A 15441-nucleotide genomic window follows, 5' to 3' on the forward strand; every position below is an offset into this window, starting at 1 on the left:
TTGGAGGGCAAGACGTAGACTCCTGCGGGAGAAGTGGCCAATGTGAGACCCCGCAGGCGAAGCCGAGGAGGCTCGCGGGTCACCCGCGGAAAGCGAAGTCTTGCACGGAAATCAATAGCGGCATTTATTGTCGGCCATTATATTGTTCGTCTTTTTGTTTGTGTCCTTTAGTTTTGTCCCAGCCTCTTTATTACTTTTCCTCTCGCAACACACCATGTCTATTAGCGTAAATTGCCGCTTGTGTACGATCTGCTACTTGGAGTTTACTTAAAATATTACTTACGTGAGTTTTCACCGTTTTTACTCCAATAAATAATGTATCGCTTATTTCCTGGTTTGTTAGCCCATCACCAAGACACATTAAAACTTCTAATTCCCGCTCCGTTAGTTCGTCGTGAAGTGCTTTTGATGGAGCACGAAACCTATTAATCATTTTATTTGCTACTTTAGGTTCGATGACAGGTTCATTTCTCACTGCCTTTTCGATTGCCTTTATTATATCTTCTGCCCTTGCAGTTTTTAACAGATAGCTATACGCTCCAGCTTCGATAGCAGGAAAAACTTGTTCATCATCAAAATAGCTTGTTATTATAATAATTTTACATTCTGGTAAAAATGTTATGATTTCTTTCGTTGCCTCAATGCCAGTACCATTTTCCATCAATAAGTCCATTAGTATTACGTCCGGCTTTTCTTTTCTTGCTATCTCAATAGCAGCTTTACCACTTGACCCTTCGCCTACTATTTCAATAGAGGGTTCTGTTACTAAGTAAGCCAAGAGCCCTTTTCGAACCATATCATGATCATCAATTACCGCTACTCTTATCTTTTCCATCAATTTTCCTCCTCTCTTATAGGTACATGAATTTCAATATGAGTTCCCTCTCCTTTTTTAGAGCGGATACTGAATTGTCCACCTATCTCTTCACAGCGCTCTCTCATAGTGTGTAAACCATAGGATGATTGTTTTTGAGTGTTTAGTTCAAAACCTTTTCCATTGTCACTAATAAATATGTATACATATTGTTTCCCTTTTTGATGCATGTCCAATTTCACACTTGTTGCATCGGCATGCCTGAGAATATTAGATAAGGCTTCCTGTATGATCCGGAACAAGTGATCTTCGGTAGCATTGGACAGTGTATCTATATCCTGAATATCCTTTTGAAAGGTTATTGGCGTACGTTCTTCCAATTCTACGAGCAGCTTTTGAATGCCGACACTGAGCGTATCATTTGTAAGTGAAATTGGTCTTAGATGAAGGAGTAAAGCTCTCATTTCTCCTTGAGCCTTCGCTGCAATAGATGCGATATCTGTAAGCTGTTTCTTCGCCTCCTCAGGATAAGGATCAAACATCCTGATGGCTGCTGATGACATGATACTAAGTGCGAATAACTGCTGGCTTACTGAATCATGTAGTTCCCTCGCTAATCTTTGTCTCTCTTCAATTGTAGCGGCATTATGTGCTTTAATAGCTAGCTCGTTTTTTTCGTCGGCAAGCTTTTGTAAGGATTTCACTTGGTTTTGAATTTTATAAGCTAACTGATTAATATCTTCCGTTAATCGTCCAAGTTCGTCCTTTCCCCCCACTGCAATCCGCTCAGAAAATTTCCCCCTGGCTAATGTCGCGATAAATGTGGAGAGATCATCCAATCTATTTTTCATATATCCACTCTGTTTATAGCCAAAATAGATACTCGTCAAGACCGTGATAATAAAGGAAGTAGCGGCAATAATCACACTCCATTCCACATCTACCAACAGCCCCTCCGGATAAAACAATAATAGAGTTTGAAAAAATAGAAAAAACAGAAAGGAAGATACGACAGATACTACAATAAAAGATCTGATGTACCAGAATCTAAGACTCTCAATCTTTTTTCCTTTTTTATACGTGGTCAATTCGAACATCTCCTATTTTCATTTCAAGGACAATATTGAGTTTTCTCGTCGCCTCCGCATAGTTTGATGATTCAAAAAACAACTGATTACCTTTTCCTTCTGAAGTATCACCAAAAATATTTAAATGTCCTACTTTCACTTTTGCCGTAATCTTAATAGGCAAATCTTCGGGAATGAGCATTTTTAAGTCGGCAACTACACCTTTTATCTGAATATGTGTTTCCTTATCAGGGATATATGCCTTACTAAAGTCAAAATAATAATCACCAACTACATTCCAAACTTTCAATGGCTCTACCGCCCAATTTTGTTTATTCATCTTCATATCACCAACCGTAATAACCCGTTTGGTTGATTTTGCTTGTTTTCCCTCTTTCTCTACTAGATCTTGCGAATTAAATAAGTCATTAAATTCATCATCATTTTTAGTTATAAACACCTTGACTGGTCGTTTATTAACAAACAATTTTAATCCAAAATATATAATTAACAACGGCCATAACTTCCAAAACATATTGAATTCAAAAAATAGTAAGTCAAGGCGATCAAGTAGTAAAAGGACTCCAAATGCAAGTAGAAATATGCTAATAAAAAGGGCATGTTTATGATAAAAAAGGGTGTCCACCAACAACTTTAATCCTAGAAGAATTATCAACACTGGGTAATAGGTGACAAAATACTGCTTTATTTCCAAGGAAATGACACCAATATTTACAAGAAGTAACATAATTCCTATAAAAACAAATATGATAGCGATTATTTTTTGATTAAATGCTTTCATTTCGTTTTCTCATTCCTCCTTCCCCTACAAGTCAACAAATTGAAGGATACTTATTATTATTTCTAGTTAGTTGAAGACGCAATACACCTGAAAGTAAGTTCATGTGCCCTGAACAATCTCAAGTATTTGCTAAGGTCTATCAATAATTAGAGATAATCTTATTTATACTAACATTTTACTATTTATCTAATCCAAAAAACCTGACCTCCAGAAAGTTTCTATATCCGTCTTAAGTCGGAAATAGAAAAGCGTAAGGCGCCCGTTTAGCGACGTACAAACTGGAACTCGCCGTATGAGATAAAGAAAACACGAAGAGCGCAAGCGATTCGATGTTGCCTTATCGTAAGGAGACGAGGGAAGTTTGCTAGTCGCTGGCGCCTGGAGCTAGACAATCAGAAAAGCGTAAGTGCCTTGGTCAGCCCCGAAAAGCAAAAGATGAGGCGGTGAGAAGTTTGGGTTTCACCTTCTTGTCGGATCGGCTTATGACCTCGTGAGGTTCTTTGTTATTCATACATAAAAGTAAAAGAAAAGGAATGAAACGATTCTAATAAAAATCACCTTGAAGGTCTGTTTGCAAAGAAAGTATAAATCCATTCATATAATAGTAATCCAATTACCAAACATATATATCCGATGGCATAGCCCGCTAGCACATCAGATGGGTAATGGTAATTTAGGAAAATTCTACTAACCCCAAGTAAAAAAATAAATAAAGCACCTATAATTGCAGTAGGAATTCTGTATTTATCTTCTTTCATGTATTTTAAAAGCAAATATAATAGTAGTCCATAAAAGAATATCCCTATCATGGCATGTCCACTCGGGAAACTAAGACTTTCTGCCCCTGGGCCGGTCATCGGACGTTCTCTACCAGTATAGTCCTTTAGCCATTTGTTCAGTTCATTAACAATAATTACCCCTACTACAAGTATTCCCATCGCTGCATAATCTCTTTTTCTCCACCAAATCAAAGCTAGTGAGATAAGTAAAATGATAATTACACCCTCTTTATCCCCAAGCATCGTGAAGATATGAAAGAAAGAAATAATACTTTCGATACCTAGACCATTTACAATTTTCCTTATGGTGTCATCAAAAATAAATGTTTGTTCACCAACAACTTGGAAAAATGACCAAAGGAAAAAACCTCCACAACTAATAAATAGTGCAAGCCTGCTCCATCTTCTAAATCCACTATACTTTCGTTTTTCGTTTCCTATTTGACCTTCCAAAAAAATGCCCCCTTTCTCCATCTATTTTACTAAATTTATGAAAGTTATGACTATTCTTTTTCTTCTGAGTCATATAAACTAGATTAAAAGATAATCAAAAAGGGGCATGGCTATGTTAAACAAATTAAATATTATGTTGGAAAACCACTTTGATGAAATGGTGGAAATTAGACGTTACCTACATCAATACCCAGAGGTTTCTTTTAAAGAGTTTCAAACTGCTGCATACATAGCTGATTATTACAAAAAACTAGGTATATCTTTCCGTTCAAATGTAGGTGGCAATGGCATAGTAGCAACCATTGGCGGTGGAAGACCAGGAAAAACTATTGCGTTAAGGGCTGACTTTGATGCTCTACCTATTCAGGATGAAAAAGAGGTGGAGTATAAATCAAAGGTTCCTGGTGTAATGCATGCTTGTGGTCATGATGGTCACACTGCTACATTATTAGTATTAGCAAAATGTCTCAATGAACTAAAAGATGATCTAGAAGGAACAGTTGTCCTTATACATCAACATGCTGAAGAATATGCACCTGGAGGAGCAATCGCAATGATTAATGACGATTGCTTAAAGGAAGTAGATGTTATCTTTGGAACACATCTTTGGTCAGGAGTAGAGTTAGGTACGATTAAATACCGTGTAGGTCCTGTAATGGCGGCAGCTGATCGTTTTACTATTAATGTAAAAGGATCTGGTGGTCATGGTGCACAGCCTCATAAAACAAAGGATGCCATTGTAACAGCATCCCAACTTGTTCTAAACTTACAGCAAATCGTAAGTCGCAGAGTGAACCCTATTGATGCAGCAGTTATTTCCGTTGGTTCTTTTAAAGCAGAGAATGCCTTTAACGTAATAGCAGACACTGCACAACTCATTGGCACTGTGCGTACATTCAACGAAGAGGTAAGAGAGCAAATTGAAGTTGAAATCAATACTGTTGCAGCTGCAACTTGTGCTTTAAATGGTTCAACATATGATTATGAATTTACTAGAGGATATCCTGCAGTAGTAAATCATAAAGATGAAACAGAATATTTAGTTAGTATCGCCTCTAATGTCGAGGGCGTGGATTATGTAACAGAAAATGAACAACATATGGGGGGAGAAGATTTCTCCTATTACCTGCAACATGTGAAAGGTACGTTTTTCTTTACTGGGGCAAAGCCTGAAGGAGTAGAAGTTGCTTATCCTCATCATCATCCTAAGTTTGATATTAATGAAAAATCTCTATTGATTGCTGCTAAAACATTAGGTGCTGCAACTGTACTATACCATCAGCACGAGAAAGAAAAACTTGTTAGCTTACAATAGAAAAGTAACAATGAAAATAAGCAGTCCGGTACAGGCTCATAGCCTATACCGGACTGCTATTATTTTTCTTGTAAAATCCTGATACGGTAGCAGTTTTTGGCTGTACTACCTAACTGATCAAGAAAATTATAATTTGCGTAAGCTCCGACAACCGCACCAAATCCTGGAATCATCTGTAACATTTTAATTAAGTCAATATGATCCCGGTATTCTTGTTGGAAGGCTCTCCAATCCAATTCTTTTGCTGCCTCTTTATGTTCTTCCCAATTTTCAATATACTTTATTACCTCTTTTTTTCGTGTATCGCTTGAAAATGCCAATTGAAAAATATACAAAATAAACACTCGTTCTTCATATTCCTTCGTATTAAATCCGTAAATGTTCGCAACTTCAAAAAGAAATTTTATTTTAATGGATAAGAGCAAAGGGAAATCAGCCATAGCGAGTAGAATACCTCCAGCGCCAGTACCTGCACCTTCCACTGCTGCTGTTTTTTTATAAACGTTCAATTTTTCACCTATTAATTCCTCTTTTTCTTGTAACGTCATGACAATACTATTAGAATTTGATTTGGTTGTGATGTTACTTCCCATCAATGTGCCTTGAACCATCTTTTTTATACTTTCTGTCATCACAGTATGAACCTTTTCTGGAATAAGTGTGTTCACTTTATTTTGGGCACCTTTAGATATACGCTGGAACATGCTAGATTTTTTTATAAAAGTCATTTTCCATCTTCTAACTTCTTCCATCGCTTTTTCTTCATATATCATGATATACACTCCTTATAAGGGATAATATCTCCCATATGGGTCATTTATATGGAAAACCTCATTAAGTTATACGAGTTGATTATCGGAAATGTTCCCTAATATTCGTTTGTATCTAAAAACACCCGTGTGACCATTCGATCAAACGAGTGTATGTATTAAAGTTTAGCAATTTTTGTTTTCACAACAAGTTGTACATAAAGAATGGAGAATAAAATACCTCCAATAAGCACTATTACAGCCTGTGTAAAAGGAGCTACAATGACAACTGCCACTCCGAGGATTATGGACTGAGTAATAAGAATATACATAATCATTTTTGTAAAGGCACTTAACCGTTGTTTTTCATCTAAAGGATAGATGGTTAGCCATAATTTATTATAATGATGTCTCCACATTGGTATCAGCTGAAAACCAGTTAAGTATAAAACAATTACTGGTACTAAATAAGTGGAATATCCAACAGGAAGCAAAAATAGCAACACCAGACCTATCACAAGCAGTCGACCAAATAAGCCAAAGTAATCCCCAGATCTCAGAAATGTTCTTAAATATAAGTATTGATAAGAATTTCTCTTTTCGTAAGAGGTGAATACAAGTAACAAATCAAGCCATTTTCTTCGTTTAACTTTTCCCTTCAAACCAGGTACATCTACGAATAAATTAGCAACACGATAGAAAAGCTGCATACGCTTTGTTTCATTTTCAATTAGCAGCTCCCATTTCCAATTCATCTTTGAAGTTGCTTTTTGAAAATAAATCAGTAACAATATCATAACTAATAGGAGCATACCTATAAGAAGCATATTCGCTCCTGAAAAAATAAGATAAAGAAGCCCGAAATTTAGAGCCAATCTAATCCACCAATCAATCAGCCTGATTTTCTTGTCTGTATAATGAGTTAGCAACCATGTTAACCAAAGGTTCCAAGCTTTTATTCCAATAAGGAGGATAAATACAGCAACAAGAGTTTGGAAATTAGCTTCAGAAACTCTAAACCATAATGGTACAGAAACACCAAAAACTAAAAGTAAAAAATAACTTTCTAATACGATGGAATACAAAAACGATTTATTTTTATAAGGTTTTAATTTTTCTTCTAATGGTAGCAAGAAGACAAGATCAGGATCCTTCAAAAATGTATGGATACTACCTCTTGTCAATAACAATGAAAGTACTGCTCCCATTAAGAGAGCATATGGAAAATCAGGAGGAACAATTTCCAACCAATTCTGATACGCGAGTGCAAGTCCACTTAATAAAAATATCATGACAATCACTAAGTGATCATTGAACATGTACCGTAAGTATTTGCGAGTATCATTTACATATTGACTAAAACGATTTTTCCACAATTGATCTACATTAAACATTGCTTTCTTCCTTTGTCAGCTGAAGATATAAATCATCCAAAGAAGCCATTGGCATTTTAAATTGATGTCTCAATTCCTCTAAAGTTCCTTTAGCTCTTACTTCGCCTTCGTGTAAGATAACAAAAGAATCACAATACTTTTCGGCTGTTGCCAAAATATGTGTCGACATGAGAATACCAGCACCGCTCTTTTTGGCTCTTTCCATCAGTTCAAGAAGTGAGTGAATTGCTAATGGGTCCAATCCAACAAACGGTTCATCCACTATGTATAATCTAGGTTCAATTAAAAATGCAGCCAAAATCATAACTTTTTGTTTCATCCCCTTTGAAAAATGCGCAGGGAACCATTTTAATCGCTTTTCCATTCTAAATTCTTTCAATAAGGGATGTAACCTGGATTCAAATGTTTCTTTACTTAATCCATAGGCCATTGCTGTCAATTCCAAATGTTCATACAGTGTTAACTCATCATATAGTATTGGTGTCTCTGGAATAAATGTGAATGTGGAGCGATATTTGGTTGTATCATCTTGAATGGAAATGCCATCTATTTTTATGGACCCTTTCTTTGGTTCCATCGTTCCAATCACATGCTTGATGGTGGTACTTTTTCCAGCACCATTCAATCCAATTAACCCTACTAGCTGATTTGGTTTCACTCGAAAAGAAATATCTTTCAGCACAGCCTGATTTGTGTAACCGCCTGTCAACCCACTAATTTCCAATAAACTCATATCGATCTATCCTTTCTAAAAGCCTTCTATGTATAATAGTTACTACAGAATAACGCAAATTCCTTTTTAAAATGGATGTTTTCACATCCTTTGTTGTTTTTCGATTAACAACAAGATACTATTTTGTTCTTTCTCTGCATTTATTTTATATATTATTTTCCCCTTCATAAATTTTACCATAACATAATTTCTGAAAAAGTGCGCATCATATGTAATGAAGGGGAAGAGAGCTTCGAAACCTTAGTTCACTTCTTATAAATGAGGTGACTGTCAAAGACAGTATTGCTTATTTTAAAAAGTGGTAAGGATTTTCTCTAAATCGTTGTGGGACTTAACCTTCTACAACTCAAAATCAATCATTAAAATGGACTCCGAATAAGTTTGAAATGAGGTGTTTACAGGCGACACTTTATCTTAAAAGTTGTAACCTGTGATATTCATTTTTATTATGTGGTGTTCATTAATGAGACATCTAATGTCACACTACCAAGTTACTCCAGTTGTGAAACTTAGTAACAAGGGGATGATTGTATTGAACAGGAAAGCTAAACAGTAACACATTTTTTATCAAATGAGGTGTTTATCAAACACAGTTATTTGAAGTTTAAAATGTTGTTTTTGTAAGCTTCTCCTATTCGAAATGAGAAGCATCGATGTCTCTCTTCCTCTTCTGACAAGCAAGAGCCTCTGCTCTTGCTTGTTTTCGTTTTATATGTGGCTTAAAGCGTGGTAAAATAAGAAAAATAATTCAAAGAGGTGATCTTGATGAGTGATTGCATTTTTTGCAAAATTATTAACGGAGATATTCCAGCAGCAAAGGTATATGAGGACGAACATGTCCTAGCCTTTCTTGATATCAGTCAAGTGACAAAAGGTCATACATTAGTTATTCCAAAAGTACATAAGGAAAACATATATGAATTGACCCCTGAAATCGCAGAAAAGCTCTTTAAAGTTGTACCAAAAATAACAACTGCGATAAAAGAGAAATTTAAGCCTATCGGAATGAATCTTCTAAATAATAACGGTGCTGAAGCTGGCCAATCTGTTTTTCATTACCACCTACATATTCTGCCTCGCTTTGGCAAAGGTGATGGATTTGGAGCTGTTTGGAAATCCAATCAAAGCGACTACACACCTGAAGACCTTAAAAATATCTCATCTGAGATTGCTTCTGCCATCCAATAACTTATCTTGACGTGGAATCTGAAAAGAGCCGCGTCTTTTTTTTGTAATTTTACATGTATTCAAACATTTTTCGTGTTAGGATATATAGTAATATTTTCTGCATACTTTAGGGGGTTACTAGGATGAAGAAGGTCTATAATTTCAATGCAGGTCCTGCTGCTCTACCAAAAACAGTACTAGAAAAAGCTCAACAAGAATTCTTAAACTTTCAGAATACTGGTATGTCGGTCATGGAATTGAGTCATCGAAGTGAAGAATACGAGAGTGTTCACGTAAAAGCTTCTAATCTATTAAAAGAAATTCTCGAGGTTCCTGATACATATGAGGTGCTTTTTATGCAAGGTGGAGCTAGCTTACAATTTTCCGCAATCCCCATGAACTTTCTTCACTCGAATAACATTGCAAACTACATCCTTTCCGGTTCGTGGTCTGAAAAAGCATTAAAAGAGGCAGAGAAAATTGGCAACTGCCATATCGCCTCTTCCTCAAAAGACAAAGGATATAGCTCCATACCTTCTGCCATTCAGCTTTCTAAAAATCCTGCCTATCTACATCTAACTAGTAACAACACCATTTTTGGAACACAATGGAGAGAGTTCCCCGTCCTACCTGCTAATGTGCCGCTTATTGCAGATATGTCGAGTGATATTTTAAGTAGAAAAATACCGATTGAGGATATTTCACTCATTTATGCTGGTGCCCAAAAAAATCTTGGTCCTTCTGGGGTGACTGTAGTTATCATTAGTAAGCAGTTATTGGAACAATGTCATAAAAACACCCCTACCATGCTTAACTATCAAACATATGCAGAAAATAATTCACTTTATAATACACCTCCAACTTTTTCGATTTATATGCTCTCCCTTGTCCTTGAATGGGTGAAGGAACAAGGTGGTCTAACATATATAGAAGAAAAGAATCATCAAAAAGCACAACTTCTTTATCATGCTATTGATTTAAGTGAAGGGTTTTATACAGGAACTGCAAAAAAAGATTCTAGATCATTCATGAATGTTACATTTACCCTTCCAACTAAGGAGCTTACGCAACTTTTTTTGCATCAAGCTAAAGAAAAGGGATTTGTTGGTTTAGCTGGACATCGTTTGGTAGGTGGATGCAGAGCTTCTATCTATAATGCTGTTACCCTGGAATCTTGCAAAGCACTTGTAGAGTTTATGGATAATTTCCAATCCAATAATAGGTAAACCTTTTCAAACACAAGAATTTTTAATATACTGTAATCATAATTCGCATTAGACAATGAGTGTACTAATGGAATTACAATAGAAAAGATTAGTTGAGGAGAGATGAGAAATGAACACAAAAACATTAGTTTCTTTAGCGTTGCTTGTCGGTCTTGGAGCAGTCTTACATGCGGTAATACCAGGCATTATCTTTGGAATGAAGCCAGATATAGCTTTAGCTATGATGTTCCTTGGAATTCTACTTTTTCCAGAAAGGAAAAATGTATTATTACTAGGAATCGTTACTGGTGTAATTACAGGATTAACTACATCATTTCCTGGCGGACAACTACCCAATATGATTGAAAAACCTATAACTGCATTTTTGTTCTTTTTCATGTTAATTGTCATGAAAAAAGTGAATTTACCTCTCATTAAAGCAGCGGTATTGACCGGGATAGGTACCCTTTTATCTGGGGCAATTTTCCTATATGCAGCCTTATTTTTTGTTGGATTACCAAGCGGTCTAACACTTTCATTCTTGATGCTGACAATTGTATTACCAACCGTAGCATTAAATGTGTTTTTTATGATCATACTTTATCCAATTGTCATAAGCATTGCAAAACGATCAAATCTCATTCTAGAAACCAAATAAAAAAGTTCATGGGGAAATTCCAGCTATGGAATTTCCCCTTTTATTTTAGAATAGCGCATAGCTCATCGAACGTAGGTGCTGGCAGAGGTATTTCTGGTTTTTAAGAAACCCATGTCGCAATAACTGCTAAAAGAAAAAATACTCCTCCTGCACCGCCGATTGCTATCGCTTTTTGTTGTAAAATTCTTTTTGGAGGATATGCTCCTCCTCTTTGAGATGCAAGGTAATAGTTTACCCCGCCAATTAACAATAAGATGCTTAAAATGAATAAACACAATTTTATTGCTGACATTACCCTCGTCCCCCTCTCCTTCAAAGATATGCAAGCTGACACAAGCTTAACCCAATAATGGTCAATTTAATTGATATAGAAGTTGGTGAAAACTCATTTTGGTATATTTTGTGCCTTTTTTGGCAAACGCTTAAACTAGTCCTGTTTATTTTTCTATTGTACGTAATTCTTGCATGTATCGATTTCTAGCAAAAAAAGACGTTAGACATTCCTTGAGTCAAAGAGATTAATAAAAAGAGGATTTTTTTAATAAATGTTGAATTATATAATAATCTTAGGGTATTGAACTATATTCACATAATTTTTAATAAGAGGTGATAAACATGAATGGGAAATCATTCATCTGGGGAGTTCTTATTGGTGGTACGATTGCGGGGCTATCCACCCTGTTAACCACACCTACTTCTGGAGCAGAAACCCGAGCAAAAGTAAAAAATGCTAAACAAAATATTCAATTAACCCTTGAAGAGTTAAAAAAAGAGGCATTGATAGTAAAGGAGCAAGTAACACAAGCAATTGAAGAAGGAAAGGCCACAGTAGGTAACATGTCAAATGAAGTGAAGGTTTCTGTTGATTTGTGGAAGAATAGCATTAAGCCACATCAAGAATCTATCCAACAAAGCATTGCAGTTTTAGAAAAGGAATTAGAAAATCTTGAAAGAAAAGTTGGAAAAAAAGCGTCTAATTAAAAAATTTTAATTTTTTGTAAATTTTGACCTTTATTAATTTTTATTTTATTGTCATAATAGATAGTAATATATTAGAAAAAAGTAGGTGAGTTTGTGAAAAATCAAAATGGACAGTATTCATTAAAAGAAGCAATGCTATTCAGCCAGCGTGTAGCACAGCTTAGCAAAGCGCTTTGGAAAACGATAGAAAAAGACTGGCAGCAATGGATAAAGCCATATGACTTAAATATTAACGAACACCATATACTTTGGATTTCCTATCATTTAAAAGGTGCCAGCATTTCTGAGATTGCCAAGTTTGGGGTAATGCATGTCTCTACAGCTTTTAACTTTTCGAAGAAACTGGAAGAAAGAGAGTTACTACGTTTCTCAAAAAAAGAGAATGATAAAAGAAATACGTATATTGAGTTAACAGATAAAGGGGAACAAATTCTACTAGAATTGATGGAAAGCTATGATCCTAGTAAAAATTCTGTTTTCAGCGGTGCATTGCCAATGCATGATCTGTATGGGAAATTCCCAGAGTTACTAGATATTATGTGTGTAATCAGGAACGTATATGGAGAAGATTTTATGCAAATATTTGAGAGATCCTTTAATAACATTGAGGAAGACTTCGAAGAAATTGATGGTAAGCTTACAAAAAAAGAAGAAACACTCACTGAAAAAAATGAAAGCGTCACTACTTCCTTGTAAGCCTTTGAAAAGCTTCCATTAGGGGAACAAATTTCCCTTGAATATGTAATGCGTTAATCGTTTCATCCAAATTCAAGCTTGGATGTATCGCATGTCTGAACTCATTAAGAAGCGGAGTGAATGTAACAAAACCTTCCGCTTTTTGCTTTTCCATTTCTATGCTCAATTTTTCACAAGTGGAAAATAATGACTGTACGTCTTCTCTTGAAAGGTTTCCACGAATAATTATATAATCTAGTGGATATTTTGAGCGATCCATTTGTTTCACTAACAATTCTAAATGATATTCTAAAGCTGACAATCTGTCTTCCAACATTTTCATTCCTCGCTATGTATTTATCAAATTACACTTTAATTATTTTACAACAGATTTCGTACCTTACCAATATCTCTATCATATAGACAATCAAAATACCATTGAGAGATTAATTGTAATACATTTGAAATGTCAAGGTATCTTTTTTGCAAATTATTTGATAAGGTAGAAACCATAAGAATAAAATAAGTATACGCAAGAGTGCAGTAAAGGAGGGATCTTATGGCTATCGCATATTTGTTTGTATTGCTAGCTGTATTTATACTCTTCTACATAAATAAATTAACGAATGCCTTATGCGTTCAGAAAGAAATTCCGGAGGAGCGTCAACCGAAAGTTTTCCGAACCATAAATGTCCTTATTACCATTCTATTAATTTCTTGTTATGTAGATATATTGTTAAACGTTAAATAAACCAAAACGTACAAAACACCTTCCATTAAATGCTGGAAGGTGTTTTTTCGACTGACAGGCTTTTTGTCCATAAATGAAAGAGACATGCTACCTGTCGTTCGCAGGGTTAGATTAATATAACCAAGCCGCACCTACGATTACTAACAAAATAAATAATACTACGATTAACGCAAATCCTCCGGAATGTCCACCAGACATTTTAGTTCCTCCTTTTTTTTAGAGATGTTATTAGTACAACCAAGCTGCACCTACAATTACCAACAAGATAAACAATACTACGATTAATGCGAAGCCACCTGCGTACGCACCACCCATCTTAGTAACACCTCCTTTTGAGTTGTTACGATATCTTATGCAACTATTTCTAAGGAGGCATAGGCGTTTACCCTGATTATTAGGTTTTTTACATGAAATCCTGGGACAACAGGTTTGTGTTGGTAAATTTCATGATACGTTTTATCTTATGTGTGGAATCAATTTTTGGTATAGATGGATGCCCATTTTCCTAAGTTGATTTATAGAAAAACGACTGAAGTTTAGCAAACATGTTTTCTCTTATCTTCATTAGTATTAAATTTCATTAAAATAGAAGAATGTGCTATAGTATGGGATGGAACATTTTACTACATATGGGAGATGACTCAAATGAAAAAATGGTTAATTGCCGTTACCGCTTCCCTCTTAGCTTTATCAGGATGTAATATGAATAAAGCTGATAATTCAGAAGTCATTGTCGAAACTACTGCTGGAAATATTACACAACAAGAACTTTACGAGGCAATGAAAGACCGGATTGGTGAGGACGTTCTTCGCGAGCTCGTATATGAGAAAGTTCTTGGCGACAAGTATGAAGTAACAGATGAGGAAGTCCAAGAACGAGTAGATGAATTAAAACAACAACTCGGACCACAATTTGAGATGGCTATTATGCAAAGTGGATTCAAAGATGAAGAGCAATTGAAACAAATGTTACGGATATCCATGTTGCAGGAAAAAGCAGCTATGGAAGATATCGAAGTCACTGAGGAAGAAATAGAAGAGTATTATGAGCAACAAAAAGCAGAAATACGAGCAAGTCATATTCTTGTAGAAGATGAGGAAACCGCAAAAGAAGTAAAACAAAAACTTGATGAAGGTGCAGACTTCGCTGAGCTTGCAAAAGAATATTCAACTGATTCTACCGCCCAAAATGGTGGTGACCTTGATTGGTTTGGGGCTGGGAAAATGCTACCTGAATTTGAGGAAGCTGCCTACAGCTTAGACATAAATGAAATTAGCGAACCAGTTGAAAGTATGTATGGCTTTCATATTATTAAAGTGACTGACAAAAAAGAAAAAGAACCTCTAGAAGACATTAGAGCAGAAATTGAAGATGAGTTGATTCTCTCAAAAGTACAACAGGATTCTGTTGATACTGCTGTTGAAAAGATACTGGATGCTGCCAACGTAAATGTTAAAGATAACACACTTCAAAATGCCTTTAAAGATGAGGAAGAACAGGAATAAAAAAACGACTGATATACAAGCCTTAAACCCCCGAAGCCTGAGGAGTCTTAAGAATAGCCTGAGTATAGCAAAGCCTGTTCGGGAGATATACAGTGTCGTTTTATTGAAGTCTTTAATAAAAAGGACTGCCATACGAAAGTATTCCTTTCTGGGCAGTCCCTTCTTTATGACCTAGAAATTCTTATCAATGCTGAAGTATTTGTTGTTTTTTCTCTCTTTCCTCTTGAATCCTATCCATATAAACTTGTCCTTCTTTTTCAATGATGACATCCTCTATTTCTTTTTCTTCCTTAGCTGACCTCAAAGTCATATATGCACTAAAACATATCCCGATAACAACCAATAACATAAACCACGGCATTGAAAATCCCCCTCTCTTCATATGTGCTGCT

At 35.6% G+C, this 15441-nt stretch carries 20 protein-coding genes; 8 read left to right on the forward strand and 12 right to left on the reverse strand.

The annotated features are described in order from the left end of the window. Nucleotides 1-190: 190 nt before the first annotated feature. The 4 genes from LRP81_RS16535 to LRP81_RS16550 all read right to left on the reverse strand — a co-directional run bounded on the left by LRP81_RS16535 (nt 191) and on the right by LRP81_RS16550 (nt 3915). Nucleotides 191-835, reverse strand: a complete 645-nt coding sequence (locus LRP81_RS16535) for a response regulator transcription factor (RefSeq protein ID WP_230503217.1) — start codon at nt 833-835, stop codon at nt 191-193. After that, nucleotides 835-1902, reverse strand: coding sequence for a sensor histidine kinase (locus LRP81_RS16540; protein ID WP_230503218.1), 1068 nt, complete (start codon nt 1900-1902; stop codon nt 835-837). Before LRP81_RS16540 ends, LRP81_RS16535 begins: the two co-directional genes overlap by 1 nt. Further along, a complete protein-coding gene (gene liaF, locus LRP81_RS16545) occupies nt 1889-2683 on the reverse strand; it encodes a cell wall-active antibiotics response protein LiaF (RefSeq protein ID WP_230503219.1) in 795 nt (264 codons plus the stop codon). Before liaF ends, LRP81_RS16540 begins: the two co-directional genes overlap by 14 nt. 554 nt (nt 2684-3237) lie before the next feature. Continuing rightward, entirely contained in the window at nt 3238-3915 is a 678-nt protein-coding gene (locus LRP81_RS16550) for a phosphatase PAP2 family protein (protein ID WP_230503220.1), read from the reverse strand. Between the two features lie 112 nt (nt 3916-4027). Here LRP81_RS16550 and LRP81_RS16555 point away from each other — a divergent pair, with 112 nt between their 5' ends. Beyond that, nucleotides 4028-5230 (forward strand): M20 family metallopeptidase, encoded by a 1203-nt coding sequence (locus LRP81_RS16555; RefSeq protein WP_230503221.1) that lies wholly within the window; start codon nt 4028-4030, stop codon nt 5228-5230. 59 nt (nt 5231-5289) lie between these two features. Here LRP81_RS16555 and LRP81_RS16560 read toward each other — a convergent pair whose 3' ends face one another. The 3 genes from LRP81_RS16560 to LRP81_RS16570 all read right to left on the reverse strand — a co-directional run bounded on the left by LRP81_RS16560 (nt 5290) and on the right by LRP81_RS16570 (nt 8106). Continuing rightward, complete coding sequence (locus LRP81_RS16560; protein WP_317987088.1) at nt 5290-6003, reverse strand: EcsC family protein; 714 nt, start codon at nt 6001-6003, stop codon at nt 5290-5292. A gap of 155 nt (nt 6004-6158) precedes the next feature. Continuing rightward, nucleotides 6159-7373 (reverse strand): ABC transporter permease, encoded by a 1215-nt coding sequence (locus LRP81_RS16565; RefSeq protein WP_230503222.1) that lies wholly within the window; start codon nt 7371-7373, stop codon nt 6159-6161. Beyond that, complete coding sequence (locus LRP81_RS16570) at nt 7366-8106, reverse strand: ABC transporter ATP-binding protein (RefSeq protein WP_230503223.1); 741 nt, start codon at nt 8104-8106, stop codon at nt 7366-7368. The genes LRP81_RS16565 and LRP81_RS16570 overlap by 8 nt, the downstream gene beginning before the upstream one ends. A 765-nt stretch (nt 8107-8871) precedes the next feature. On the opposite strand from LRP81_RS16570, the gene LRP81_RS16575 reads away from it, so the two are divergent. From LRP81_RS16575 to LRP81_RS16585, 3 genes are all read left to right on the forward strand, one after another. Further along, nucleotides 8872-9294 (forward strand): HIT family protein, encoded by a 423-nt coding sequence (locus tag LRP81_RS16575; protein WP_230503224.1) that lies wholly within the window; start codon nt 8872-8874, stop codon nt 9292-9294. Nucleotides 9295-9416: 122 nt separating this feature from the next. Continuing rightward, entirely contained in the window at nt 9417-10499 is a 1083-nt protein-coding gene (gene serC, locus LRP81_RS16580; protein WP_230503225.1) for a 3-phosphoserine/phosphohydroxythreonine transaminase, read from the forward strand. 109 nt (nt 10500-10608) lie between these two features. Then, the gene (locus tag LRP81_RS16585; protein WP_230503226.1) at nt 10609-11136 is read left to right on the forward strand and encodes a tryptophan transporter; all 528 of its coding nucleotides are present in this window, start codon (nt 10609-10611) and stop codon (nt 11134-11136) included. Nucleotides 11137-11236: 100 nt separating this feature from the next. Here the strand turns inward: LRP81_RS16585 and LRP81_RS16590 are convergent, their stop codons facing one another. After that, nucleotides 11237-11428: a hypothetical protein gene (locus LRP81_RS16590; protein ID WP_230503227.1), complete on the reverse strand. Its 192-nt coding sequence runs from the start codon at nt 11426-11428 to the stop codon at nt 11237-11239. Nucleotides 11429-11751: 323 nt separating this feature from the next. Between LRP81_RS16590 and LRP81_RS16595 the strand changes: the two genes are divergently transcribed. Next, a complete protein-coding gene (locus tag LRP81_RS16595; protein WP_230503228.1) occupies nt 11752-12117 on the forward strand; it encodes a YtxH domain-containing protein in 366 nt (121 codons plus the stop codon). Nucleotides 12118-12210: 93 nt separating this feature from the next. Then, complete coding sequence (locus tag LRP81_RS16600; protein WP_263458262.1) at nt 12211-12813, forward strand: HTH-type transcriptional regulator Hpr; 603 nt, start codon at nt 12211-12213, stop codon at nt 12811-12813. On the opposite strand, the gene LRP81_RS16605 is transcribed toward LRP81_RS16600, so the two are convergent. Then, nucleotides 12800-13129, reverse strand: a complete 330-nt coding sequence (locus tag LRP81_RS16605; RefSeq protein ID WP_230503229.1) for a DUF1878 family protein — start codon at nt 13127-13129, stop codon at nt 12800-12802. The genes LRP81_RS16600 and LRP81_RS16605 overlap by 14 nt on opposite strands. A gap of 222 nt (nt 13130-13351) precedes the next feature. Between LRP81_RS16605 and LRP81_RS16610 the strand changes: the two genes are divergently transcribed. Continuing rightward, nucleotides 13352-13543: a hypothetical protein gene (locus LRP81_RS16610; protein ID WP_399207933.1), complete on the forward strand. Its 192-nt coding sequence runs from the start codon at nt 13352-13354 to the stop codon at nt 13541-13543. Between the two features lie 111 nt (nt 13544-13654). Here the strand turns inward: LRP81_RS16610 and LRP81_RS16615 are convergent, their stop codons facing one another. Together LRP81_RS16615 and LRP81_RS16620 are read right to left on the reverse strand one after the other, a co-directional pair. Beyond that, the gene (locus LRP81_RS16615) at nt 13655-13741 is read right to left on the reverse strand and encodes a YjcZ family sporulation protein (RefSeq protein ID WP_082153634.1); all 87 of its coding nucleotides are present in this window, start codon (nt 13739-13741) and stop codon (nt 13655-13657) included. A gap of 30 nt (nt 13742-13771) precedes the next feature. Then, complete coding sequence (locus LRP81_RS16620) at nt 13772-13858, reverse strand: YjcZ family sporulation protein (RefSeq protein ID WP_230503278.1); 87 nt, start codon at nt 13856-13858, stop codon at nt 13772-13774. Nucleotides 13859-14188: 330 nt separating this feature from the next. Here LRP81_RS16620 and LRP81_RS16625 point away from each other — a divergent pair, with 330 nt between their 5' ends. After that, nucleotides 14189-15049 (forward strand): peptidylprolyl isomerase, encoded by an 861-nt coding sequence (locus LRP81_RS16625; RefSeq protein WP_230503230.1) that lies wholly within the window; start codon nt 14189-14191, stop codon nt 15047-15049. 184 nt (nt 15050-15233) lie between these two features. Here LRP81_RS16625 and LRP81_RS16630 read toward each other — a convergent pair whose 3' ends face one another. After that, nucleotides 15234-15410 carry a sporulation YhaL family protein gene (locus tag LRP81_RS16630; protein WP_230503231.1) on the reverse strand — a complete coding sequence of 59 codons (177 nt, stop codon included), beginning with the start codon at nt 15408-15410 and terminating at the stop codon, nt 15234-15236. Nucleotides 15411-15441: the final 31 nt, after the last annotated feature.

The sequence above is a fragment of the Sutcliffiella rhizosphaerae genome (assembly GCF_917563925.1).
GTDB classification, from domain to species: Bacteria; Bacillota; Bacilli; order Bacillales; family Bacillaceae_I; genus Sutcliffiella_A; species Sutcliffiella_A rhizosphaerae.